Below are 22,317 nucleotides of genomic sequence, written 5' to 3' on the forward strand. Positions count from 1 at the left end.
CGCGCGGCGGGGATCCGGGCCGTTGCCGGCCGGGCCGCGAGGACCCCACATTCGCAGGGACACCTCCAACGAAGGGATCCCTCGTGGCAAAGCTCCCCGTCCTCTCGAGCTGGCCCGTCGCCCGTCAGCTGGCGCACCGCGATGCGATCGGCCTCGGAGCGAGCGCCTGGTCCGAGCGGACCCGCCAGCTCGCGCCGCGCACCGCCTCCGCGGACCGGGTGGCGCGCTCGGTCTGCCCCTACTGCGCGGTGGGCTGCGGCCAGCTCGTGTACGTGAAGGACGAGCGGATCATCGACATCGAGGGCGACACCGACTCCCCGGTCTCGCAGGGCTGCCTGTGCCCGAAGGGCGCGGCCACCTTCCAGCTCGTGACCGGGTCGCACCGCGAGAAGCGGGTCCTCCACCGCCGGCCCGGCGCCACGGACTGGGAGGTGCTCTCGCTCGAGCAGGCGATGGAGCTGGTGGCGGAGCGCGTGCAGCGGACGCGCGAGGCCACCTGGACCGAGCGCGTGACCGACCCGGCGGCCAAGGAGCATGGCCAGCTCGCCAGGCACACGCTCGGCATCGCCCACCTCGGCGGCGCCACGCTCGACAACGAGGAGAACTACCTCCTCAAGAAGCTCTACACCGCGCTCGGCATCATCCAGGTGGAGAACCAGGCGCGGATCTGACACAGCTCCACGGTCCCCGGTCTGGGGATCTCCTTCGGCCGCGGCGGCGCGACGACGTTCCCGGGCGACCTGCAGAACTCGGACGTGGTCGTGATCCAGGGCTCCAACATGGCGGAGTGCCACCCGGTGGCCTTCCGCTGGGTGATGGAGGCGAAGAACCGCGGGGCCACCGTCATCCACGTCGACCCGCGCTTCACCCGGACGAGCGCGGTGGCGGACCTGCACGTCCCCATCCGCGCCGGGAGCGACATCGCCTTCCTGGGCGGGATCATCCGCTACATCCTCGAGGGCGACCGCTGGTTCAAGGAGTACGTGACCGAGTACACCAACGCGGCCACGATCATCGACGAGCGCTTCCGCGACCCGGAGGACCCGGGGCAGGAGGGCTTCTTCAGCGGCTTCGACGCGAAGACCAACAAGTACGAGTGGGACAGCTGGAGCTACGAGGGCGTCGAGGGGGTGATCCCGGCCGCGGGCCACAAGCACGCCCACCCCGACCAGCCCGGCTCGGGCGGCGCCCCGGCCGACGCGTCGGGCATGACGAAGCGCCACCAGGATCCCACCCTGCAGCACCCCCGGTGCGTGTTCCAGCTCCTCAAGAAGCACTACGCGCGCTACACGCCGGAGCTGGTCGAGGAGACCTGCGGCGTCCCGAAGGCGCTGTTCCTGCAGGTGGCCGAGACGCTGTGCAAGAACTCGGGGCGCGAGCGGACCGGCGCCTTCGTGTACGCGGTGGGCTGGACGCAGCACACCGTCGGCGTCCAGTACATCCGCACCGCCGCCATCATCCAGCTCCTGCTCGGCAACATGGGCCGGCCCGGCGGCGGCGTGATGGCGCTGCGCGGCCACGCCTCCATCCAGGGCTCGACCGACATCCCGACGCTGTTCGACCTCCTCCCCGGCTACCTGCCCATGCCGCACGCCGTCCTCCCGGACCAGGGCGCGCTGGCGCGCTACATCGAGAACAACCGCTCCGCCACCGGCTGGTGGAGCGAGTTCCCGAAGTACATCGTCTCCCTGCAGAAGGCGTGGTTCGGGGACGCGGCGACGAAGGAGAACGACTACCTGTTCGACCTGTTGCCGCGGCTCACCGGCAACCACTCGCACATGACCACCGTCTCCGAGATGGCCGACGGCAAGGTGAAGGGCTACTTCGTCGTCGGCGAGAACCCCACCGTCGGCTCGATGCACGGCGCGCTCCACCGCGAGGGGCTGCGCAAGCTCGACTGGCTGGTGGTGCGCGACTTCGCGCTCACCGAGACGGCCGAGTTCTGGCGGAACGCCCCCGAGATCGACCGCGGCGAGGTGCGCACCGAGGACATCCAGACCGAGGTGTTCTTCTTCCCGGCCGCGGCCCACACCGAGAAGAGCGGCTCCTTCACCAACACCCAGCGCATGCTGCAGTGGCACCACAAGGCGATCGAGCCGCCCGGCGACTGCCGGAGCGACCTCCAGTTCGTCTATGACCTCGGGCGCCTCCTCAAGCGGCGCTACGCCGGCTCGACCGACCCGAAGGACCGGGCGCTCCAGCTCCTCACCTGGGACTACGGCGAGGTCGGACCGCTCCGCGAGCCGGACGCGGAGCGGGTGCTCTTCGAGGTGAACGGGTACACGGTCGCGGACCGGAAGCCCGTGCCCGGGTTCGCCAAGCTCACCGACGACGGCTCGACCGCCTGCGGGTGCTGGATCTACTCCGGGTGCTACGCGGACAGCGTGAACCAGACCGCCCGCCGCCGGCCCCAGGCGGAGCAGACGTGGGTCGCGCCGGAGTGGGGCTGGGCCTGGCCCATGAACCGGCGGCTCATGTACAACCGCGCCTCGGCGGACCTCGAGGGCCGGCCCTGGTCGGAGCGCAAGCGCTACGTCTGGTGGGACGAGGCGAAGCGGCGGTGGACCGGCCACGACGTGCCGGACTTCATCGCGGACCGGCCCCCGTCCTACCGGCCCGAGCCCGGCACCGTCGGCACCGCCAGCCTGGGGGGCAACGACCCCTTCATCATGCAGGCCGACGGCAAGGGCTGGCTCTTCGCGCCCTCCGGCCTCATGGACGGCCCCTTCCCCACCCACTACGAGCCGGAGGAGTCGGTGGTCGAGAACCCGCTCTACGCCCAGCAGTGCAACCCGGCGCGGCTGGAGTGGCACCGGCGCGAGAACCCGTACCACCGCGCCTACGGCGATCCGCGCTTCCCGTACCTGCTCACCACCTACCGCCTCACCGAGCACCACACCGCCGGCGGCATGAGCCGCTGGCTCTCCTGGCTCTCCGAGCTGCAACCCTCCATGTTCTGCGAGGTGTCGCGGGAGCTGGCGGAGGAGAAGGGGCTCAGGAACGGCGGCTGGGCGACGATCACCACCGCCCGCGGCGAGATCGAGTCGCGGGTGCTGGTGACGGATCGGCTGAAGCCGCTCAAGGTGCGCGGGCGCTGGGTCCACACCATCGGGCTCCCCTACCACTGGAGCTATGTCGGGCGGGTGCGGGGCGATCCGGCGAACGAGCTCATCGGGTTCGTGGCCGACCCGAACGTCTCGATCCAGGAGTCGAAGGCGCTCACGGGGAACATCCGGGCCGGCCGGCACGGCTTCGGGCGCCGCTCCGTCACCGACGGGCTCGAGCTGCGCCTGCCGGAGCCGCCCGCGGGCGAGGCGCCCCGCGACCGGCCGGGCCTCCACGCGACCCAGCGCGAACCGCCGGCCTATCCGAGGAGGTGAGCGATGCCCGTGAACCTCCAGACCGACTACGGCGTCCCGGGCGGCTCGCGCGCGCTCGCGCCCGAGCACGGCGCCGCCCCGGCGCGCAAGCAGATGGGCTTCTTCACCGACACCACGCTCTGCATCGGCTGCAAGGCGTGCGAGGTCGCGTGCAAGCAGTGGAACCAGCTCCCCGACGACGGCTTCCTCTTCACCGGGATGAGCTACGACAACACCGGCCAGCTCGGCGCCTCCACCTGGCGGCACGTGGCCTTCGTCGAGCGGACCACCCGGCTCCCGGGCCAGGGGACCCCGCGCGACGGCACCGAGGCGGGGACGATGGCGTTCGCGCCGCTCAGGCCCGCCGGCCAGCCCGGCACCACCAGCCTGCTGGCGGACTTCGTGGCGCCGTCGCACATCGAGTCGCCGGTACCGCTCGGCCCGACCCAGCGGGCGCTCTCGAACTTCTCCTGGCTCATGATGTCGGACGTCTGCAAGCACTGCGAGCGCGCCGGCTGCCTGGAGGCGTGCCCCACCGGCTCGATCGTCCGGACCGAGTTCGGCTCGGTCTACGTGCAGCCCGACGTCTGCAACGGCTGCGGCTACTGCGTCTCGGCCTGCCCGTTCGGGGTCATCGCCCGGCGCGAGGACGACGGGCGCGCCTGGAAGTGCACCCTCTGCTACGACCGGCTCAAGGACGGGATGGTGCCGGCCTGCGCCAAGGCGTGCCCGACCGCCTCGATCCAGTTCGGGGAGCTGGGCGAGCTGCGGGCGCGCGGCGCGAAGCGCGTCGAGCAGCTCCTCGCGCGCGGGGTCGCCGAGGCGCGCCTCTACGGCGAGAGCGCCCTCGCGCAGCCGGGCACCGAGGGGCTGCACGCGTTCTTCCTGCTGTGCGACGAGCCGGAGGCCTACAACCTGCCGCCCGATCCCGTCGTCCCGACGAAGCACATCACCCGCGCCTGGTACGCCATGGCGGCGAGCGTGGTCGGGCTGGCGGCGCTCTGCCTGGGCGCCGTCGCCGGCGCGAGGAGGACCTGAGATGCGCGCGAGGCACCTTCCGGACGACCGTCCGCACGACGGCAGGAACGTCGATCCCGAGCTGGGCGCGCTCCTCGGCGAGGGCTCCCACCAGCGCGTGAAGGACCTCGCGCCTTCCCCTGCCGCGCCACGCTCGGACGAGGTGCCCTCGCTCGCCTACGAGGCCGACCGGGGCCGGAGCTACTACGGCCTGCCGCTCCTGAAGGAGCCGGTGTGGCGCTGGTACGTCCCGGCCTACTTCTACGTGGGCGGGGTGGCGGGGGCGGCGGCGGCGCTGGGGGCGGCCGCCCAGCTCGCGGGCTGGCGCGGCAGCCCCGGCCCGGTCCGCCAGCGTCACCCCGGCGTCGAGCACCGGCTCATCGGGCGGTGCCGCCTCATCGCGACGGCCGGCGCGGGCGCCTCGGCGGTCCTGCTCATCGCCGATCTGGGCCGGCCCGCGCGCTTCCTCGACATGCTGCGCGTCTTCCGCCCCACCTCGCCCATGAACATGGGGACCTGGTTCCTCTCCGCCTTCGGCGCCTGCTGCGCCGCCTCGACCCTGCCGCACCTCTGGCCGGCGCGGCGGCCCTGGCAGCGGACGGTCTCCGACGCCGCGGCCTTCGGCGCGGGGGTGATGGGCCTGCCGCTCTGCACGTACACCGGCGTGCTCATCGCCAACACGGCCGTGCCGATCTGGCACGGGACGCGCAACGCGCTGCCGGTCCTGTTCGGCGCGTCCGGGGCCGCCGGCGCCGCCTCGCTCCTCGAGCTGTGGCCGCCCGGGGGCACCGGCGACGACGTGGTGCACCGGTTCTCCCTGCTCGGGAAGACCCTCGAGCTGGCGCTCGGCGAGGTGTTCGCCTACGAGGCCCGGCGCGTGCCGCGCGTCGCGCGTCCGCTCCGCCGCGGCGCCTCGGGGGCGCTGTGGCGGACCGCCCAGGTGCTCTCGGCGGCCGGGCTCGCGGCGACGGCGCTCTCCCGGCGCGGCTCGCCGCTGCGGCGGACGGCCGGCCTGCTCGGCACGCTGGGCGCGCTCACGCTGCGGTTCGCGATCCTGCAGGCGGGGCGGGCGTCCGCGCGCGACCCGCTCGCCACCTCCGAGCAGCAGAGGGCCGGGCGCGGGGGCGCCGCCGAGCTTACGGAGAGGGATCGGGCGGGCGCTTCCCACCCCGCTTTGCGCGGGGTGGGAGCGGGCAGGGAGACGGAGGCCGCACCACGTGAAGAGCACCCCTGAGACGCTTTCCATCCCGCCCCTGCAGGACGCGCAAGGGCGCCTCATCGCCTACCTGCGGCTGTCGCTCACCGACCGCTGCAACTTCCGATGCAACTACTGCTCGCCGTCGGAGTACGAGGAGCCCTCCTCCGTCCTCACCCGCCCCGAGCTCGCCCGCCTGGTGGGGGTGTTCGCGCGGCTCGGCGTGCGCCGGGTGCGCCTCACGGGCGGCGAGCCCACGCTGCGCAAGGACCTCGTCGCCATCGCCGGCGACGTCGGCGCCACGCTCGGGGTGGAGGAGGTGGCGCTCACGACCAACGGGCACCGCCTCGCGGAGCTGGCCCGGCCGCTGCGCGCCGCGGGCGTGGGCGCGCTCAACGTGTCGCTCGACACCCTCCGGCCGGAGCGGCTCGGCGCCATCTCGGGGCGCGGCGCGCGCCTGGCGGACGTGCTGGCCGGCGTGGACGCTGCCGCCGCCGAGGGCTTCCCGCACCTCAAGCTCAACACGGTGGTGCTGGGCGGGGTGAACGAGGACGAGCTGGGCGACCTCGTCCGCTACGCCTGGGCGCGCGGGGCGTCGCCGCGCTTCATCGAGCTCATGCCGTTCGCGCAGGGTACGCCGGTCCCGACCGCGCGCGTGAAGGCGCTGCTCGCGGCGCAGGGCGTGGCGCTCGAGCCGTGCGAGAAGCGCGGCTGGGGGCCGGCCCACTACATGCGGGAGCGCGGCGCCGGCGCGGCGGCGCGGCACGTCGGCTTCATCGGCGCCATGACCGAGAACTTCTGCGAGCGCTGCAACCGCGCGCGCGTGGCCGCCGACGGCGGCTTCCAGGTGTGCCTGGGCGGCGAGGCCCAGGTGCCGCTCGGCGCGCTGCTGCGCGGGGGCGCGAGCGACGAGGCCCTCGAGGTTTCCATCCGCCAGGCGCTGGCTCACAAGGCGCCGCGGCACCACATGGAGGAGGCGAGCGCCGGGCTCGTGAAGCTCCGGCCGATGATGGGCATCGGCGGCTAGCGAAGCTCGGCGCTCGCGAAATGTCATGACCAGCAATCGATGGGCGATCGCGGTCGCCGGCACCATCGCGATGATCTGCCTCGGCACCGTCTACTCGTGGAGCATCTACACCCAGCCGCTCATCGCGGCGTTCGGCTGGTCCAACACCACCACCACCTGGGCCTTCGCGCTCGCCATCTTCTTCCTGGGCGTGGGCGCGATCCTGGGCGGGCGCTGGCAAGACCGCTCCGGGCCGCGCGCCGTCGCCGTCACGGGCGTGGTGGTGTGGGGGATCGGCAACATCCTGGCCGGCCTCGGCACCGCCCACCTCGGCGCGTGGTGGCTCTACCTCACCTACGGCGTCATCGGCGGGCTCGGGCTCGGCCTCGGCTACATCACGCCGGTCGCCGCCGTGACGAAGTGGTTCCCGGACCGGCGCGGGCTCGGCAGCGGCATGGTGGTGATGGGGTTCGGGCTGGGGGCCTTCTTCTTCAGCAACATCATGAAGGCGATCCCGTCGTTCGCCGCCGCCTCGCGGGAGGCGGCGGGCATCCTCGCCGGCCGGGGCGGCGGCCCCGCCGCGGCTCACCTGTCGCCCGCCGGCGTCGACGCGGTCATGAACGCGTTCCTGATCCCGGGGATCGTCTTCGCGGTGCTCGGGGGGCTCTGCGCGGCGCAGGTGAGGAACCCGCCCGCCGGCTACGCCCGCCCGGGCGCGGTGGCCGCGGCGGCCGCCACCGGCCGCGACTACCCGCCGTCCGAGGCCATGCGGACGCCGCAGTTCTGGATGCTCTGGTTCATGCTCTTCCTCAACGTCACCGCTGGCATCCTCTTCATCTCGAACGCCGTCCCGATCATGCGCGAGCTCACCGGGGCCCGCCCGGCGGTCGCGCTCTCCGTGTACGGCTTCATCGCGGTGTTCAACGGCGTCGGGCGCTTCTTCTGGGGAGCCATCTCCGACCGCATCGGCCGGAACTGGGCCTACATCCTCATCTACGGCAGCCAGGTGCTCATCTTCTTCTTCGTGGGCGGCATCCACGCCTTGCCGCTCGTGGCGACGCTGTTCGCGGTCGTCCTGCTCTGCTACGGGGGCGGCTTCGGGACCATGCCGTCGTTCACCGCCGACTACTTCGGGACGAAGTACATGGGCGTCAACTACGGGTGGATCCTGCTCGCCTGGGGCGTCGGCGGGATCGTGGGGCCCATCTTCGTGGCCTTCGTGAAGGACCACACCGGCTCGTTCGCGGGCGCCCTCCCCTACATCGGCTTCATGCTGCTGGCGGCGGCCATCCTGCCGGTGGTGGCGCGCCGGCCGGGGACCGCCGCGGCGGGGCCGGGCGAGCGATGGGCTCACCTCCGCCTGCCGCGGCGGGCACACGCGCACTGAGGGGGACGGGCGGCGCGCCGCTAGAAGTAGAACCCGGCCCCCACGAAGAAGCTGGTCTGGTGGAGGCTCGAGACCTCCAGGCCGTGGTCGGTGTCCTGGGTGAAGGCGCGCTGCTTCAGCTCGGCGGTCAGGAAGAAGTCGCGGGCGAGGTAGAGGTCGACGCCCCCCGACACGCTGCCGGTGGGGTGCCAGGCACGGTCGAGGTCGATCCGCTCGAAGCGGGCGGCGCCCACCCCCAGGGCGAGGAAGGGCCGCACGAGGCCCCCCTCGTTGAAGTCGAACTTGAGCGCGGCCTCCGCCACGCGCGTCCAGCGCGTGTACTCGAACCCGAGCCGGAGCCGGGCGCCGCCCCGGACGCCCCTGAGCTCCATCGCCACGCCGCCGGCGCCGTCGCTCGTGGTGCCGCGGTCGAGCGTGGCGGTGCCGGGCATGAGCACCAGCGCGACCTGGTGCCGGGGCTCGCCGCGGCCGCGCCAGGCCGGCTCGTACGCCGGCTCGGGGGGATAGGCCGGGGCGGGCGCGGGCGCGGGCGCGGCGTAGGCGTCGGGGCCAGGGCCGGGCGGCGGGGCCGGAGCGGGCGCGGGCTCGGCGCCCCACCCGTACGCCGGGTCGCACGCGTAGGTCACGTGGCCGAAGCGGTCCACCTGGCGGCGGTAGCCGGGGAGGCACCCCGGCACGTTGGCGGCCGCGCACGGCGGCGGCCCGTAGCGGGAGTCGGGCGCGGGGCAGGCCTGCCCGAGGGCGGCGGCGAGGACCAGCGGGGCGAGCAGCATGGGGGCTCCTCCGTTCGTGAGCAGCGCTCCACGATGCGACGGGCGTGCCTGCCGGGGTATTCAGGCGGGACGCGGGGTTGGACGCCGCGGCGCGCGTGCCCTCCCGGCACAGGCGTGGCCGACGGACGCCACAGACCCCATCATGCAACCACATGGCGCCCGCCCTCCTGCACCGCGCGATCGACGCGCTCGCCGTGTGGAGCGAGGACCTCGTCCGTCGCGCGCCCGAGCCCTGCCGGCTGGCCGCCCCCGAGCCGCTGCGCTGCTTCGCGCCGCTGCCGGCGTTGCCGGCCGAGCCGGCGCCCGGGCGGTCCTGGTCGGCGCCCTCGCCCCGGCCGGCCGGCGCGGGCGATCGCCTGTCGGTGCACGTGACGCCGGCGGTCGGCCCGCGGCGCGGGACCGTCCTGCTCGTGCCGCCGTGGAAGATCCGGAGCCCGCGGCTCGTCCGCGGTTACGTGGCCCTGCTCGCGCGCGCCGGATGGGAGCCGTGGCTGGTCTGCCCGCCGCACCACCTCGAGCGCACGCGCCCGGGCGCGCGCAGCGGCGAGGGGTTCGTGAGCCTCGACGCGCAGCGCCAGCGCGAGGTGTTCGAGCAGCTCGTGCTGGAGCTCCGCGTCTGCGCCGCCCTGGCCGCGCGCCGCGGACCGGTCGGGCTGGTCGGGCTGTCGCTGGGCGCGCTCGCCGGCGCGCTGGCGGCGACCGCGCCGGAGCGGCTCGCGTTCGCGGCGCTGGTCGGCCCGCCCAAGCTGGCGCTCGTGCTGAGCCAGACCGGGATCGGCCGCCGGTACCGCCGGCTGGCGGAGCGCGCCGCGGGGGGCGGGCCGTGGCCCGGCGACGCCGCGCTCGCCGAGGCGCTCGCGCCGCTCGATCCCGCGGGCCGGGCGCCCACCGCGGCGCGGCTGTTCGTGGCGGCCGGGCTGCACGACGGGATCGCGCCCCTCGCCGGCGCGCGCGAGCTGTCGGAGCGCTGGGGCGTCGCCCCGCACCTCTACCCGCGGGGCCACCTCAGCCTGCTGTTCCTGTGTCGCGCGCTCCGGCGCGACCTGGCGGCCTTCACCGGGGGAGCGGCAGACGATCGTACGGGAGCTCTGCGGGCCGGCTGAGCGGCGCACGCGCCGTCGCGGACATGAGAAGAGGCCCGTCGTGGGGGCCTCGTCTCGGTTCGACCTGGGGTGCTCTTGGGCGAGCACCGGTCCGGCTGGCGCCGGTGGAGACTGCGCTATGTCGAGCTCCGCAACGGTTCTGCTATCTCGACCTCCTGGTGTCGAACACTTCGAGCTGATCGTACGCTCTCCCGCGTCGGACGCAATCCCCCGCCAGGTCGCGTCCGGAGAACGCCCGCTTACGGCCCATCCCGGGCCTCGGCGGGTCGCTCGGGGCTCACGCCCCCGGCGCCTCGTCGAGCCGAGCCCTGGCAGCGGCCCGGCCCTGCTCGACGTAGGCGCGGCGAAGCTCGCGGCGGAAGAACCCCTTGAACGCGTTCCCCGCCAGCAGGGCCGGCGGCCGGATCTCGACCAGCTCGACCGGACGCACCGCGCCGGGCTCCCGGCCCGGGTAGAGCGCCTGGACGATGTCGGCGCGCGCCGCGCTGGAGAGCGCCCCCTGGCGCTCGAGGCGGTCCAGCACCGCAAGCCAGGCGTTCACCGCCCGCGCCTCCGCGAGGTCGCGGGTGAGCCGCTCGTCGATCAGCAGCTCGACCAGCCGCAGCAGCAGCGCGCTCCCGCCGAGCGCGGCGGCCGCGGAGGGAGCGAGCGTCAGGTCCGCCGGCTCGGCCGAGATCACGTAGATCGCCTCGACCTCGCGATCCTGATCGAGCGCCTCGCCGATGGGCGTGTTGTTCACCAGGCCGCCGTCGACGCAGGGCCCGGCGCCGTCGAGCGGCACCGGCTGGAAGGCGAACGGGAAGGCGGCGGAGGCGGCCGCGGCCTGGAAGATGCGCCGCCGCCCGCTGGCGGAGTCGAGGTCCGCCCCCGCGAAGCGCTCGACGTGCTCGAACGAGGTCCCGCCGGCCGCGGCGAGGGTGCCCGCGAGCGGCGCCACCACCAGGCGGAGCGCCACCTCCGGCGCCGCGCTCCCCTGCGCGCGCTGGGGGCACTCCGACGCCAGCAGCTCCACGATGCGCTCGGTGCCCGAGAGGCCGCGACCGTGCCACCAGCTCCCGGGCTCCGGCTCGAACACGTGCCAGACGTCCACCTTCTGCTCCCACAGCACGGCGAGCCGGTCCGCCGCGCCGGCGGGATCTCCGGCGCGGACGCCGGCCGCGACCATCGTCGCGTTGAGCGCACCCGAGCTCGTCCCCACCAGCGCGCGGATCGGGGTGCGCTCGCGCTGGAGCCTCCGCGTGAGCTCCGCCAGCGCGCCGGCGGCGAAGGCCCCCTTCGCGACCGCTCCGCCGACCACGATCGCCGCCGCGCGCGCCATCGCGTCCTCGCCGTCCGTGAGGCTTCACCGTAGATGCCGGCCAGGCGGCTCGTCCAGGCGCGACGTGGAGTGCTCCCAAGGGAGCACCGCCTCACGGGCGGTGGGCGGGGGCCCCGGGGCACGGCGCGCGCCCGCCTGCCCGGCCGCGCGTGAGATGCGCCCGGGCGCCGGAGGGGCCCCTCCCCTGGCGCGAAGCACACGCCATGTGGACGATGAAAGCAGGAGGCCGCTGTGACGCGGACGCAGTTCCTCCTCGCGCTCCTGCTCGCCGCCGTCCTGGGGTTCGGCGTGGCCATCGTCGCGCGCGGCGGCTGGCTGGCCGCCGGGGATCGGCTTCGCGACACCGCCGCAGCCCTGAAGAAGATGTACCGCGAGCGGCCCTCGCCGCCCGCGCAGCGCCAGCAGCTCATCGCCCCGGCGCCGGCCCGGTGAGCGCCACCGCGAGGCACAGAGCGCTCCCGAAGCCCTTACCCGGCGCGCCCTCGCGCGTCGCGGCTCCCGCCGCTCCCCGCGCGCTGCAGGAGGGCGTACCCGCCCGCCACCAGCACCGTGAGCCACGCGACGGTGTAGGCGCGCGCCTTGCCCTCCCAGCGGCTCGCCACCCAGGCGTTGAGCTCGCTCGTGAAGACCGCCGCCTTCCCCCCGATGCGCTCGAGGTCGCGCAGCGCCTTCTTCGAGTGCTCCATCTCGTAGATCTCCGGGTCCTCGACGACCGGAGGCGTGGTCACGTACAGCGCGGCCGCAAGGGTCCAGCCGGCGACGAGGATGGCCGCCACGACCAGGCGGCGGCGCGTGCGCGGGTCCTGCCAGCTGGAGCGGTCGAGTCGCATGCGCGCGGGCGCCGGCTTCGGCGCTTCCGGCGCAGTCTAAGCCGATCCGCCACGCGCGGCGGCGTCTACTTCTTCTCGGACGGGGACGCCCCCGGCGGCCACTTTGCCGGGGGCCGGAGGTCGCGCGAGGTGGTCTCTCCCGCGCTTTTGCTCAACGTGAGCTCCAGCGTGACGTCCACCTCGGTCCGTGGAGCGGGGCGACGCCAGATGGTCCCGGGCCTCGCCTCGGCCTGCTCACCGGAGCTGCCGGCGTCGTCAGCGTCGTCAGGAGGGGTCGTCTTGGAATGGTCCGGCATGAACGGGCGCACGAAGACCACGATCGTCGATCGCGCGCAAGCGGTTTCATCGACCTGCGCTCGAGGGCTCGGCGCCTCGGCGAGGCGACTGCACGTGGTCCGAGCAACAGTCAACGGCAGGGGACGAAGCGCACCGCCTCGCGCGCCTCGCGGAGCGCGGCGGCGATCCGGGAGAGCGCCTCGTCGACGTCCGCGGCGTCGTTCCCGGCGCCCAGCGAGAACCGGACGGCGCCGTGCGCCTCGGCGGCGCTGAGCCCGAGGGCCAGGAGCGCGTGCGAGGGATCGGGGTGCCCCGACTTGCACGCCGAGCCGGACGAGAGCGCCACGCCGCGCCGGGCCAGGTCGAGGACGAGCGACTCGCCCCGCACGCCGGGCAGGACGACGCAGAGCGTCCCGGGCAGGCCGTCGGCGCTCCCCACCCGCCGCAGCCCGGGCACCAGCGCGCGCAGCCCCACCTCCAGCCGTTCGACCAGCGCGCTCAACCGCGCCGGCTCCCCGGCGCGCAGCCGGCGGACGGCCAGCTCGCAGGCCTTCGCGAACCCGACGATGCCCGCCACGTTCTCGGTCCCGGAGCGCAGGCCGCGCTCCTGCCCGCCCCCGCGGACGAGCGGCGCGAGCGGGACGCCTTCCCGGACGTACAGCGCGCCCACACCCTTCGGCCCGTGGATCTTGTGCGCCGAGACGGAGAGGAGGTCGACGCCGAGCGGGCCCACGTCGATGGCGAGCTTGCCGAGCGCCTGCACCGCGTCGACGTGCACCAGCGCGCCCGCGCGGTGCGCGACGGACGCCAGCGCCGCGATGGGCTCGACCGTCCCGAACTCGTTGTTCGCCATCATGACGCTCACGAGCACCGTGTCCGGGCGGAGCGCGGCGGCCAGCCTCGCGGGCTCCACGCGGCCTTCGCCGTCGACCGCCAGGCGCGCGACCTCGAACCCGAGCTCCTCCAGCGCCGCGCACGCCTCGAGCACCGCCGGGTGCTCGATGGCCGTCGTCACGACGTGCCGGCCGCGCGCCCGGAGCGCCCAGGCGGCGCCGCGCACGGCGAGGTTGTCCGCCTCGGTGCCCGACCCGGTGAAGACGACGCGCCGCGCCGTGCACCCGAGCGCGCTCGCCACCGTGCGCCGCGCGGCGTCGAGCGCGGCCCGGGCGCGGGCCCCGGGGCCGTGAAGGCTCGACGGGTTCCCGTGCTCGTCGCGCAGGAAGGGGAGCATCGCCTCCAGCACCTCGGGGTCGAGCGGGGTGGTCGCGTTGTGATCGAGGTAGAGCGGGCGGGGTGCGGGCGCCGGCTCGAGGGCGGGCTCGAGGGCGGGCGGGCCGCCGGGGGCGGGCGCGCTGCGGCGAGACCCCTCGGCGCGGCGCACCTGGCACAGCAGCGCCTTGTACACGGGGAAGCCCGAGATCGGGTCCACCTGCCCGGGATCGGTGAGGACGTTGACGTTGCAGGCGCGCCACGCCGCGGGCCCGAGCGGACCGCCCCCGCCCATGCACGCGTCCACGCAGCCGGCGGCGATCCCGTCGTCGAGCCGCGCCCGGAATGCGGCCGCGCCGCGCGCGGTCTCGATGACAGCGGGGTCGCCGTCGGCGATCCCGCGCGCGGCCGCATCGGCCGGGTGCATCGTCACCAGCGGCTCCGGCTGCCGCTCGGCCAGGCCCCGCACGCCATGGTGCTGGCTGCGGAAGTCGAAGCGCGTGCGCGTGCCGGAGCCGAGCACGAGCGGGAAGCGGCGCGCCAGGTCGGGGCGGCTCTGCGGGCTCTCCGGCGGCTCCCCGTAGCTCGGGAGCGGATCGTAACCGTGCTCGGCCAGGATCGAGGAAGCGATCTCGAGCTTGCCGCTCGGCGTGTCGAAGCCGGGGCGCCCGTCCGGGCGGAGGAGCCCCTTCTCCCACTTGCGGTACTCCATGCCCGGCGCTGGGACGCGCACCGTGCCGCCGGCCCGGCGCACGTCCTCCAGGGTGAAGCCGCTCCCCTCGAGGGCGTGCCGGACCACCTCCTCCTCGGTCTGCGGGTAGAGGTGGCCGTACCCGAGCCGGCGCGCCAGCTCCCCCAGGATCACGGCGTCGCTGCGCGCCTCGCCGACCGGCGGGACCAGGCGCTCGCGGAGGCGGAACGCCGGGCCGCTCCGCAGGTACGAGAGGTTCTCGTACCCGGTCGTCGCGGGCAGGACCAGGTCCGCCCAGGCAGCGTCAGCGGTCAGGTAGCGGTCGATGCAGACGAGGAGCTCGAGCCCGCCCAGCGTCCGCCGCCAGAGCGCGGGATCGGGCCAGGCGGTGACGAGGGAGCCGCCCAGGACCAGCAGCGCCCGGATCCGGTACGGGTCGCCGTCGAGGACGGCGGGCGGCAGCGCGATCGCGTGCGACTCGCCCCGGTAATGCGTGTACAGCGGGAACCGGTCCCGCCCGAGCGCCTTGCCGACGTCCGGGTTCGGCTGGAGCCGGGTCCGGTTCTGCGGGAACAGCCCCTGCTTCATGCGCAGGAGGAGCCCGCCCGGCACGTCGAGCTGACCGGCCAGGGCCCAGAGCACGAGCTGCGCCCGGAGCGCCTGCACGCCGTTCCCGGAGTACTCGAGGCCGGTGTACGTGACCGGCGCCGCGCCGCGGGCGGCGGCGATCCGGCGCGCCAGCCGGCGGACCGTCGCCGCCGGCACGCCGGTGATCCCCTCCACCACCTCGGGCCGGAAGTGCTGCACCAGCCGGCGCAGGTCGTCGAATCCGACCGTGAAGTCGCGCGCGAAGCGGTCGTCGTGGAGCTCCTCGGAGAGGAGCACCTCGATGAGCCCCAGCGCCAGCGCGCCGTCCGTGCCGGGGCGGATCGGGATCCACTCCGCGCCCGCCGCCACGGCCGTCTCGCCGCGGCGGGGATCGATGGCGATCACCTCGGCGCCATTCCGGCGCGCCTGGAGCACCTGGTGGTGCGCCCGCGGGGGCGAGTCGGTGGCGGGGTTCGCGCCCCACAGCACGACGAGCTCGGCGCGCTCGAGGTCGCTCTCCATCCCCACCAGCATCTCGCCGAGCGTGACGTGGGGCGCGATCATCGCGAACGCGACGTAGCAGAGCGCGCCGACGCCCAGCGTGTTCGGCGAGCCGAACGGGAACAGCACGCTCGAGGCGGACGACACCGTCACGCCGGCCGGCTGGTAGATGTCGCACAGCGCCTGGTCGAAGCTGCCGCGTCCGGTGTAGATCGCGACCGCCTCCGGGCCGTGCTCCTCGCGCAGGCGCAGCAGGCGCCGGGCCAGCCCGTCCATCGCCTCGTCCCACCCGACGGGCTCGAAGGCGAGGGTGCCCTTGGGGCCGCGGCGCCGCAGCGGCGTCGCGACGCGGTCCGGGTCGTGGACGACGTCGGGCGAGCGGCTCCCGATGGTGCAGAACAGGCCGGCCGGCGCGTCCGGGGCCGGCTCGACGCGCACGAGCCGATCGCCCGCCACCACGGCGCGGATCGGGCACCCGGCCGGGCAGATCCCGCACAGCCCGTCCCGGCCCTCCTCCCGCGCCGCGATCATGCGGCCCATCGTCCGGAGATCGGACCCGGCGCGCACGCGCCCGGCTGGGGCCGCCCCGTCTACGCTGCGGCGCTGCGGCGCGCGAGGCCGGGCGGGCTACGGCAGCACCGTCTCCCCGTACATCAGGTACTTGTCCACGCCCCGCGCCGCCTTGCGGCCCTCGTGGATCGCCCACACAACCAGGGACTGGCCGCGGGAGCAGTCGCCGGCGGCGAAGACGCCGGGGACGCTCGTCATCTTCTCGGCGTCGGTCGCGACGGTCCAGGTGGCGCCGCGCTCCTCGAGCTTGAGGCCGAGCTCGCCGACCAGGCCCTTCTCCGGGCCGAGGAAGCCGAGCGCGAGCAGCACCAGGTCGGCGGGGATGACCCGCTTCGAGCCCTCCACCTCGCGCGGGCCCACCGGGCGCCCGTCCTGGCCGTGCAGCCAGTCCACGCTGACGAGCTCGATGCCGGTCACCCGGCCCGCCTCGTCGCCGAGGAAGCGCTTGCTGGAGACGGCGTACTGGCGGGGATCCTCGCCCCAGAGCGCCTTCGCCTCCTCCTGCCCGTAGTCGAGCTTGTAGACCTTGGGCCACTGCGGCCACGGGTTGTCGGCGGCGCGCTGGTCGGGCGGGCGCGGCATGATCTCGAGCTGCGTGACGCTCCGCGCCCCGTGGCGCAGCGCGGTGCCGACGCAGTCGGTGCCGGTGTCCCCGCCGCCGATGACGACCACGTGCTTGTCCTTGGCCGAGAGGTACTTCCCGTCGCGGTGGCCGGAGTCGAGCAGGGACTTCGTGTTCTGGTGCAGGAAGTCCATCGCCAGGTGGATGCCCCCGAGCTGCCGGCCCTCGAGCTTCAGGTCGCGCGCCTGGGTGGCGCCGGTGGTGAGCACCACCGCGTCGAAGTCGGTGAGGAGGCGCCCGGGGGCGAGGTCCTTGCCCACCTCGACGCCGGTGACGAACTTCACGCCCTCCTCCGCCATGAGGCGCACGCGCCGCTCGACCACGCCCTTGTCGAGCTTCATGTTGGGGATGCCGTACATGAGCAGCCCGCCCACCCGGTCGGCGCGCTCGTAGACGGTCACCGCGTGGCCCGCCTTGTTGAGCTGGGCGGCCGCGGCCAGGCCGGCCGGGCCCGAGCCCACCACCGCCACCCGCTTGCCGGTGCGCGCCAGCGGCGGCTGGGCCTTCACCCAGCCCTGCGCGAAGGCGCGGTCGACGATCTCGCGCTCGATGTTCTTGATGGTGACCGGCGGCGCGTTGATGCCGAGCGTGCAGGAGCCCTCGCAGGGCGCCGGGCAGACGCGCCCGGTGAACTCGGGGAAGTTGTTGGTCTTGTGGAGGCGGATGATCGCCTCCTGCCACTGGCCCCGGTAGACGAGGTCGTTCCACTCCGGGATGAGGTTGTTCACCGGGCAGCCCGCCGCCATGCCGGCGATGAGCTGGCCGGTGTGGCAGAAGGGCACGCCGCAGTCCATGCAGCGCGCACCCTGCTGCCGCATCGTCTCCTCGGCGTAGGGCGGGTGCTCCTCGCTCCAGTCCTTGGCGCGCTCGAGCGGCGGGCGCACGTGCGACGGCTCGCGGTCGTACTCCAGGAATCCGGTCGGCTTGCCCATGGCTAGTTCCCACCCACCCGCATCGCGTCGCGCGCGTTCTCTTCGAAGGCCGCCATCGCCGCCTCGTCGGGCGAGAGCCCGCGCTTCAGCATGCGCGCCTGCGCCTCCAGCACGCGCCGGTAGTCGTTCGGCATGACCTTCACGAAGCGCCCGACGCTCTCCTTCCAGGCGTCGAGCACCCGCATGCCGAGGCCGCTCTCGGTGTACTGCACGTGCCGCTCGACCAGCCGGCGCACGAGCGCGATCTCCTCCTCGTCCTCGAGCGGCGCCAGCGAGACCAGCTCGCGGTTGCACACCTTGGCGAAGGCGCCGCCCTGATCGAGCACGTAGGCGACGCCGCCCGACATGCCGGCCGCGAAGTTCCGGCCGGTCGGGCCGAGCACCACCACCCGGCCACCCGTCATGTACTCGCAGCCGTGGTCGCCCACGCCCTCGACCACCGCCTGCGCGCCCGAGTTGCGCACGCAGAAGCGCTCGCCGGCCACGCCGCGGATGTACGCCTCGCCCCCGGTGGCGCCGTAGAGGGCCACGTTGCCCACCAGCACGTTCTCCTCGGGCACGAAGGTGGCGGCGCGCGGCGGGTACACCACCAGCTTGCCGCCGGAGAGGCCCTTGCCGAGGTAGTCGTTCGCGTCGCCCTCCAGGGTCAGCGTGAGGCCGCGCGGGATGAAGGCGCCGAAGCTCTGGCCCGCCGAGCCCTGGAACTGGAGCTGGATGGTGTCCTCGGGCAGGCCCTCCGGGCCGAAGCGCCGCGTCACCTCGGAGCCGAGCATCGTGCCGACCACCCGGTTCGTGTTGCGGATGGGGAGCGTCGCCTTGACCGGCTTCTTCCCCTCCAGCGCCGGCCGCGCCAGCTCGAGGAGCGTGGTCGCGTCGAGCGCCTCGTCGAGCCCGTGGTCCTGCGGGATCTGGCAGGTCCGGCCGAAGTGCTTGGGGACGGTGGGCTTGAAGAGGATGCGGCTGAAGTCGAGGTTGCGCGCCTTCCAGTGCTCCACCGCGCGGCGCATCTCGAGCCGCTCCGAGCGCCCGACCATCTCGTCGAGGGTGCGGTAGCCGAGGAGCGCCATGTACTCGCGCACCTCCTGGGCGATGAACCGCATGAAGCTCACCACGTGCGCCGGATCCCCGGTGAAGCGCTTGCGCAGCTCGGGGTCCTGGGTGGCGACGCCCACCGGGCAGGTGTTGAGGTGGCAGGCGCGCATCATCACGCAGCCCAGCACGACGAGCGGCGCGGTGGCGAAGCCGAACTCCTCGGCGCCGAGCAGCGCGCCGATGACCACGTCGCGGCCGGTCTTGAGCTGGCCGTCCACCTCCACCGCGATGCGCGAGCGGAGGTTGTTCATGACCAGCACCTGGTGGGTCTCGGCCAGCCCGAGCTCCCAGGGGATGCCGGCGTGCTTGATGGAGGTGAGCGGCGAGGCGCCGGTGCCGCCGTCGTGGCCGGCGATGAGCACCACGTCCGCGTGCGCCTTGGCGACGCCGGCGGCGATGGTCCCGACCCCCACCTCGGCCACCAGCTTCACGCTGACGCGCGCGCCGTGGTTCGAGTTCTTGAGGTCGTGGATGAGCTGCGCCAGGTCCTCGATCGAGTAGATGTCGTGGTGCGGCGGCGGCGAGATGAGCCCCACGCCCGGGGTGGCGTGGCGCGTCTTCGCGATCCACGGGTACACCTTGGTGCCGGGGAGCTGCCCGCCCTCGCCGGGCTTGGCGCCCTGCGCCATCTTGATCTGCAGCTCGCGCGCCTGGGTGAGGTAGTGGCTCGTCACCCCGAAGCGCCCGCTCGCCACCTGCTTGATGGCCGAGTTCCTGGAGTCGCCGTTCGGGAGCGGCTGGTAGCGCTCCGGGTCCTCGCCGCCCTCGCCGGTGTTCGACTTGCCGCCCAGCCGGTTCATGGCGACGGCGAGCGCCTCGTGCGCCTCCTTCGAGATCGAGCCGTAGCTCATGGCGCCGGTCTTGAAGCGCTTCACGATGGCCTCGACCGGCTCCACCTCCTCGAGCGGGACCGACCGCGCCGGCGGCACGAGCTCCATCAGGCCGCGCAGGGTGCAGAGGTCGCGCGCCGTGTCGTCGACGAGCTTCGTGTACTCCTTGAACAGGTTGTAGTTGCCGGTGCGGCAGGCGTACTGGAGCTTGTGGATGGTGAGCGGGTTGAAAAGGTGCTGCTCGCCGTCCTGTCGGTACTGGTACTGGCCGCCGGTGCCGAGCTGCTTGTGGACGATGGGCCGCTTGGGCGGGAAGGCGCGGTCGTGGCGCATCTTCACCTCGCGCGCCACCACGTCGATGCCCACCCCGCCGATGCGGGTCGGCGTCCAGGTGAAGTACTCGTCGATGAAGTCCTGGTTCAGGCCGATGGCCTCGAAGACCTGGGCGCCGTGGTAGCTCTGGATGGTCGAGATGCCCATCTTCGAGATGACCTTGACGATGCCCTTGTTGACGGCCTTCACGTACTTCTTCTCGGCCGCCTCGGGGGGGCCCTTGATCATCCCCAGCTTCACCTGGTCGTGGATGGTCTCGAACGCCAGGTAGGGGTTCACCGCGCTGGCGCCGTAGCCGATGAGCAGCGCGAAGTGGTGCACCTCGCGCGGCTCGCCGGTCTCGAGCACCAGGCTGACGCGGGTGCGGGTCCCCTCGCGCAGGAGGTGGTGCTGCACCGCCGCCACCGCCAGGAGCGCCGGGATGGGGGCGTGGTCCTCGTCGTGGCCGCGATCGGAGAGGATGATGAGGTTGCGCCCCTCGGCGATCGCCTCCGAGGTGGACCAGCGCAGGTCCTCGATGGACTTGCGCAGCCCGGCGCCGCCGTCCTTCACCTTGAACAGCATGGGCAGGGTGATGCTGTTGAAGCCGTGCGCGCCCGCCTTGCCGTCGAGGGCGCGGATCTTCTCCAGCTCCGCGTTGCGCAGGACGGGGGTGGGGAGCGAGAGCTGGTGGCACGAGGCCGGCGTCGGCTCGAGGAGGTTGCCCTCCGGGCCGATGCTGGTCTCCACCGCCATGATGATCTCCTCGCGGATGGCGTCGACCGGCGGGTTCGTCACCTGCGCGAAGAGCTGCTTGAAGTAGCTGGAGAGGACCTGCGGCTTCTGCGACAGCACCGCCAGCGGCGCGTCGTTGCCCATGGAGCCGATGGGCTCGGTGCCGCTCTCCGCCATCGGGTTCACGAGCAGGCGCACGTCCTCGGCCGTGTAGCCGAACGCCTCCTGCCGCCGGAGCACCGTCTCGTGATCCGGCTCGATGACGTTCGTGGGGGCGGGCAGGTCGTCGAGCTTCACCAGGTGCTGCTCGAGCCACTTCGCGTAGGGCTGCTCGCGCGCGATGCGCTGCTTCAGCTCCTCGTCCGAGACGATCCGCTTCTCGGCCGTGTCGACGAGGAACATGCGGCCCGGCTGGAGCCGGCCCTTCTTGAGGACGCGCTCGGGCGGGAGGTCGAGCACGCCCACCTCGCTCGCCATGACGACCAGGTCGTCCTTGGTCACGTAGTAGCGCGCCGGCCGGAGGCCGTTGCGGTCGAGGGTGGCGCCCACCAGCGTCCCGTCGGTGAAGGCGATGGACGCCGGCCCGTCCCACGGCTCCATGAGGCAGGAGTGGAACTCGTAGAAGGCCTTCTTCTCCGGCGACATCGACTCGTGCCGGCTGTAGGGCTCCGGCACCATCATCATCATGGCGTGCGGCAGCGAGCGGCCCGAGAGGTGGAGCAGCTCGAGCACGTTGTCGAACATCGCCGAGTCGGAGCCCTCCAGGTCGATGATGGTCAGGATCTTCTTGAGGTCGTCGCCGAAGAGCGACGACTGCATCATCGACTGCCGCGCGTGCATCCAGTTGATGTTGCCGCGGAGCGTGTTGATCTCGCCGTTGTGCGAGATGTAGCGGTACGGGTGGGCGCGCGACCAGCTGGGGAAGGTGTTGGTCGAGAAGCGCGAGTGGACCATCGCGATGGCCGACTCGAAGGCCGGGTCGGCGAGGTCCGGGTAGAACGAGACGAGCTGCCCGGCGTTCAGCATCCCCTTGTAGACGACGGTCCGGCAGGAGAGCGACGGCAGGTAGAATTGCCCGCGCTGCGGGAGCGCCGAGCGCGAGACGCCCTTCTCCACCAGCCGGCGGATGACGTACAGCTTGCGCTCGAAGGCGGCCTCGTCGCGGCAGCCGTCGCCGCGCCCCACGAAGAGCTGCCGGATGGCGGGCTGGCTCGCGCGCGCGGTCGGCCCGAGGCTGCCGTTGTCGGTGGGGACGTCGCGCCACCCCAGGACCGTCTGGCCCTCCTCCGCGACCACCTGCTCCACCAGCTTCTCGCAGGCGCGGCGGCTCGCCTCCTGCTGCGGCAGGTAGACCATGCCCACCGCGTACCGCCCGGGCGCCGGCAGCTTCACGCCGGCGGCGGCGGCGGCGCCCTCGAGGAACCGGTGCGGCAGCTGGCAGAGGAGCCCGGCGCCGTCGCCCGAGTTCTTCTCCGAGCCCGCCGCGCCGCGGTGCTCGAGGTTCACGAGCACGGTCAGCGCCTTCTGGACGATGTCGTGCGACTTTCGGCCCTGGATGTCGCAGACGAAGCCGAAGCCGCAGGCGTCGTGCTCCTGCTGCGGATCGTACAGGCCCTGGCGCTCGGGATAGCCGTGCTCGCTCATCGCACCTTCCTCGGCTGCGTGGAGAAAAAGCTCTAGGCCTTCCCGGCGCGCGCCGGCACGAGAGAGCCGTGGGCGAACCTCGCCCGCTCCATCTCGCTGGCTCGCTGAGAAGGACCTTCGACCTGCGTCGCCCCGCTGCGCGGGGCGCAGGGACACCCGGCCGGCCAGGCCCGGGAGCGCTGCTCACCTTCCGACATGGAAGGGTCAGTTTCCACCACGGCGGCGCGCACCGTCAATAGCGGGCGGCGCGCCGCCGCGTGCCCGAACTCCGGGCAGCCGTCGCACGAAATCCAGGCACGCGAGCAGGGGCCGGCCGGAGCTCCGGCG

13 protein-coding genes are annotated in these 22,317 nt (G+C 73.8%); 7 read left to right on the top strand and 6 right to left on the bottom strand.

The features are described from left to right. Positions 1-83 precede the first annotated feature (83 nt). From fdh to HWY08_RS18895, 5 genes are all read left to right on the top strand, one after another. Positions 84-3,380, top strand: a complete 3,297-nt coding sequence (gene fdh / locus HWY08_RS18875; RefSeq protein ID WP_209005189.1) for a formate dehydrogenase — start codon at positions 84-86, stop codon at positions 3,378-3,380. A gap of 93 nt (positions 3,381-3,473) precedes the next feature. Further along, complete coding sequence (locus HWY08_RS18880) at positions 3,474-4,397, top strand: 4Fe-4S dicluster domain-containing protein (RefSeq protein WP_176068309.1); 924 nt, start codon at positions 3,474-3,476, stop codon at positions 4,395-4,397. Position 4,398: 1 nt separating this feature from the next. Next, positions 4,399-5,610 carry an NrfD/PsrC family molybdoenzyme membrane anchor subunit gene (gene nrfD / locus HWY08_RS18885; protein WP_176068130.1) on the top strand — a complete coding sequence of 404 codons (1,212 nt, stop codon included), beginning with the start codon at positions 4,399-4,401 and terminating at the stop codon, positions 5,608-5,610. Beyond that, positions 5,594-6,598 carry a GTP 3',8-cyclase MoaA gene (gene moaA / locus HWY08_RS18890; protein WP_176068132.1) on the top strand — a complete coding sequence of 335 codons (1,005 nt, stop codon included), beginning with the start codon at positions 5,594-5,596 and terminating at the stop codon, positions 6,596-6,598. The genes nrfD and moaA overlap by 17 nt, the downstream gene beginning before the upstream one ends. Before the next feature lie 25 nt (positions 6,599-6,623). Next, positions 6,624-7,964 (top strand): OFA family MFS transporter, encoded by a 1,341-nt coding sequence (locus HWY08_RS18895; protein ID WP_176068134.1) that lies wholly within the window; start codon positions 6,624-6,626, stop codon positions 7,962-7,964. Between the two features lie 20 nt (positions 7,965-7,984). On the opposite strand, the gene HWY08_RS18900 is transcribed toward HWY08_RS18895, so the two are convergent. Next, positions 7,985-8,737, bottom strand: coding sequence for a hypothetical protein (locus HWY08_RS18900; protein ID WP_176068136.1), 753 nt, complete (start codon positions 8,735-8,737; stop codon positions 7,985-7,987). A 152-nt stretch (positions 8,738-8,889) separates the two neighbouring features. Here HWY08_RS18900 and HWY08_RS18905 point away from each other — a divergent pair, with 152 nt between their 5' ends. After that, positions 8,890-9,840, top strand: coding sequence for a hypothetical protein (locus HWY08_RS18905; protein WP_176068138.1), 951 nt, complete (start codon positions 8,890-8,892; stop codon positions 9,838-9,840). A gap of 277 nt (positions 9,841-10,117) precedes the next feature. On the opposite strand, the gene HWY08_RS18910 is transcribed toward HWY08_RS18905, so the two are convergent. Further along, entirely contained in the window at positions 10,118-11,158 is a 1,041-nt protein-coding gene (locus HWY08_RS18910) for a patatin-like phospholipase family protein (RefSeq protein WP_176068140.1), read from the bottom strand. A 231-nt stretch (positions 11,159-11,389) separates the two neighbouring features. Between HWY08_RS18910 and HWY08_RS18915 the strand changes: the two genes are divergently transcribed. Further along, on the top strand, positions 11,390-11,590 hold the full coding sequence (locus tag HWY08_RS18915; RefSeq protein WP_176068141.1) for a hypothetical protein: 201 nt from the start codon (positions 11,390-11,392) through the stop codon (positions 11,588-11,590). 35 nt (positions 11,591-11,625) lie between these two features. Here HWY08_RS18915 and HWY08_RS18920 read toward each other — a convergent pair whose 3' ends face one another. From HWY08_RS18920 to gltB, 4 genes are all read right to left on the bottom strand, one after another. Then, on the bottom strand, positions 11,626-11,988 hold the full coding sequence (locus HWY08_RS18920) for a hypothetical protein (protein WP_176068143.1): 363 nt from the start codon (positions 11,986-11,988) through the stop codon (positions 11,626-11,628). A gap of 406 nt (positions 11,989-12,394) precedes the next feature. Continuing rightward, complete coding sequence (locus HWY08_RS18925; RefSeq protein ID WP_176068145.1) at positions 12,395-15,784, bottom strand: aminotransferase class V-fold PLP-dependent enzyme; 3,390 nt, start codon at positions 15,782-15,784, stop codon at positions 12,395-12,397. 96 nt (positions 15,785-15,880) lie between these two features. Next, complete coding sequence (locus tag HWY08_RS18930; protein WP_176068147.1) at positions 15,881-17,377, bottom strand: glutamate synthase subunit beta; 1,497 nt, start codon at positions 17,375-17,377, stop codon at positions 15,881-15,883. A 2-nt stretch (positions 17,378-17,379) separates the two neighbouring features. Next, positions 17,380-21,990, bottom strand: a complete 4,611-nt coding sequence (gltB, locus tag HWY08_RS18935) for a glutamate synthase large subunit (protein ID WP_176068149.1) — start codon at positions 21,988-21,990, stop codon at positions 17,380-17,382. Positions 21,991-22,317 lie beyond the last annotated feature (327 nt).

Origin of the sequence: Anaeromyxobacter diazotrophicus, from assembly GCF_013340205.1 — a bacterium.
In the GTDB taxonomy this organism is placed as follows: Bacteria; Myxococcota; Myxococcia; order Myxococcales; family Anaeromyxobacteraceae; genus Anaeromyxobacter_A; species Anaeromyxobacter_A diazotrophicus.

Coding starts and splice junctions, on each gene's coding strand:
- HWY08_RS18880 (WP_176068309.1), top strand. CDS start 3,474: ATGGGCTTCTTCACCGACACCACGCTCTGCATCGGCTGCAAGGCGTGC.
- nrfD (WP_176068130.1), top strand. CDS start 4,399: ATGCGCGCGAGGCACCTTCCGGACGACCGTCCGCACGACGGCAGGAAC.
- HWY08_RS18895 (WP_176068134.1), top strand. CDS start 6,624: ATGACCAGCAATCGATGGGCGATCGCGGTCGCCGGCACCATCGCGATG.
- HWY08_RS18900 (WP_176068136.1), bottom strand. CDS start 8,737: ATGCTGCTCGCCCCGCTGGTCCTCGCCGCCGCCCTCGGGCAGGCCTGC.
- HWY08_RS18905 (WP_176068138.1), top strand. CDS start 8,890: ATGGCGCCCGCCCTCCTGCACCGCGCGATCGACGCGCTCGCCGTGTGG.
- HWY08_RS18910 (WP_176068140.1), bottom strand. CDS start 11,158: ATGGCGCGCGCGGCGGCGATCGTGGTCGGCGGAGCGGTCGCGAAGGGG.
- HWY08_RS18920 (WP_176068143.1), bottom strand. CDS start 11,988: ATGCGACTCGACCGCTCCAGCTGGCAGGACCCGCGCACGCGCCGCCGC.
- HWY08_RS18925 (WP_176068145.1), bottom strand. CDS start 15,784: ATGATCGCGGCGCGGGAGGAGGGCCGGGACGGGCTGTGCGGGATCTGC.
- HWY08_RS18930 (WP_176068147.1), bottom strand. CDS start 17,377: ATGGGCAAGCCGACCGGATTCCTGGAGTACGACCGCGAGCCGTCGCAC.
- gltB (WP_176068149.1), bottom strand. CDS start 21,990: ATGAGCGAGCACGGCTATCCCGAGCGCCAGGGCCTGTACGATCCGCAG.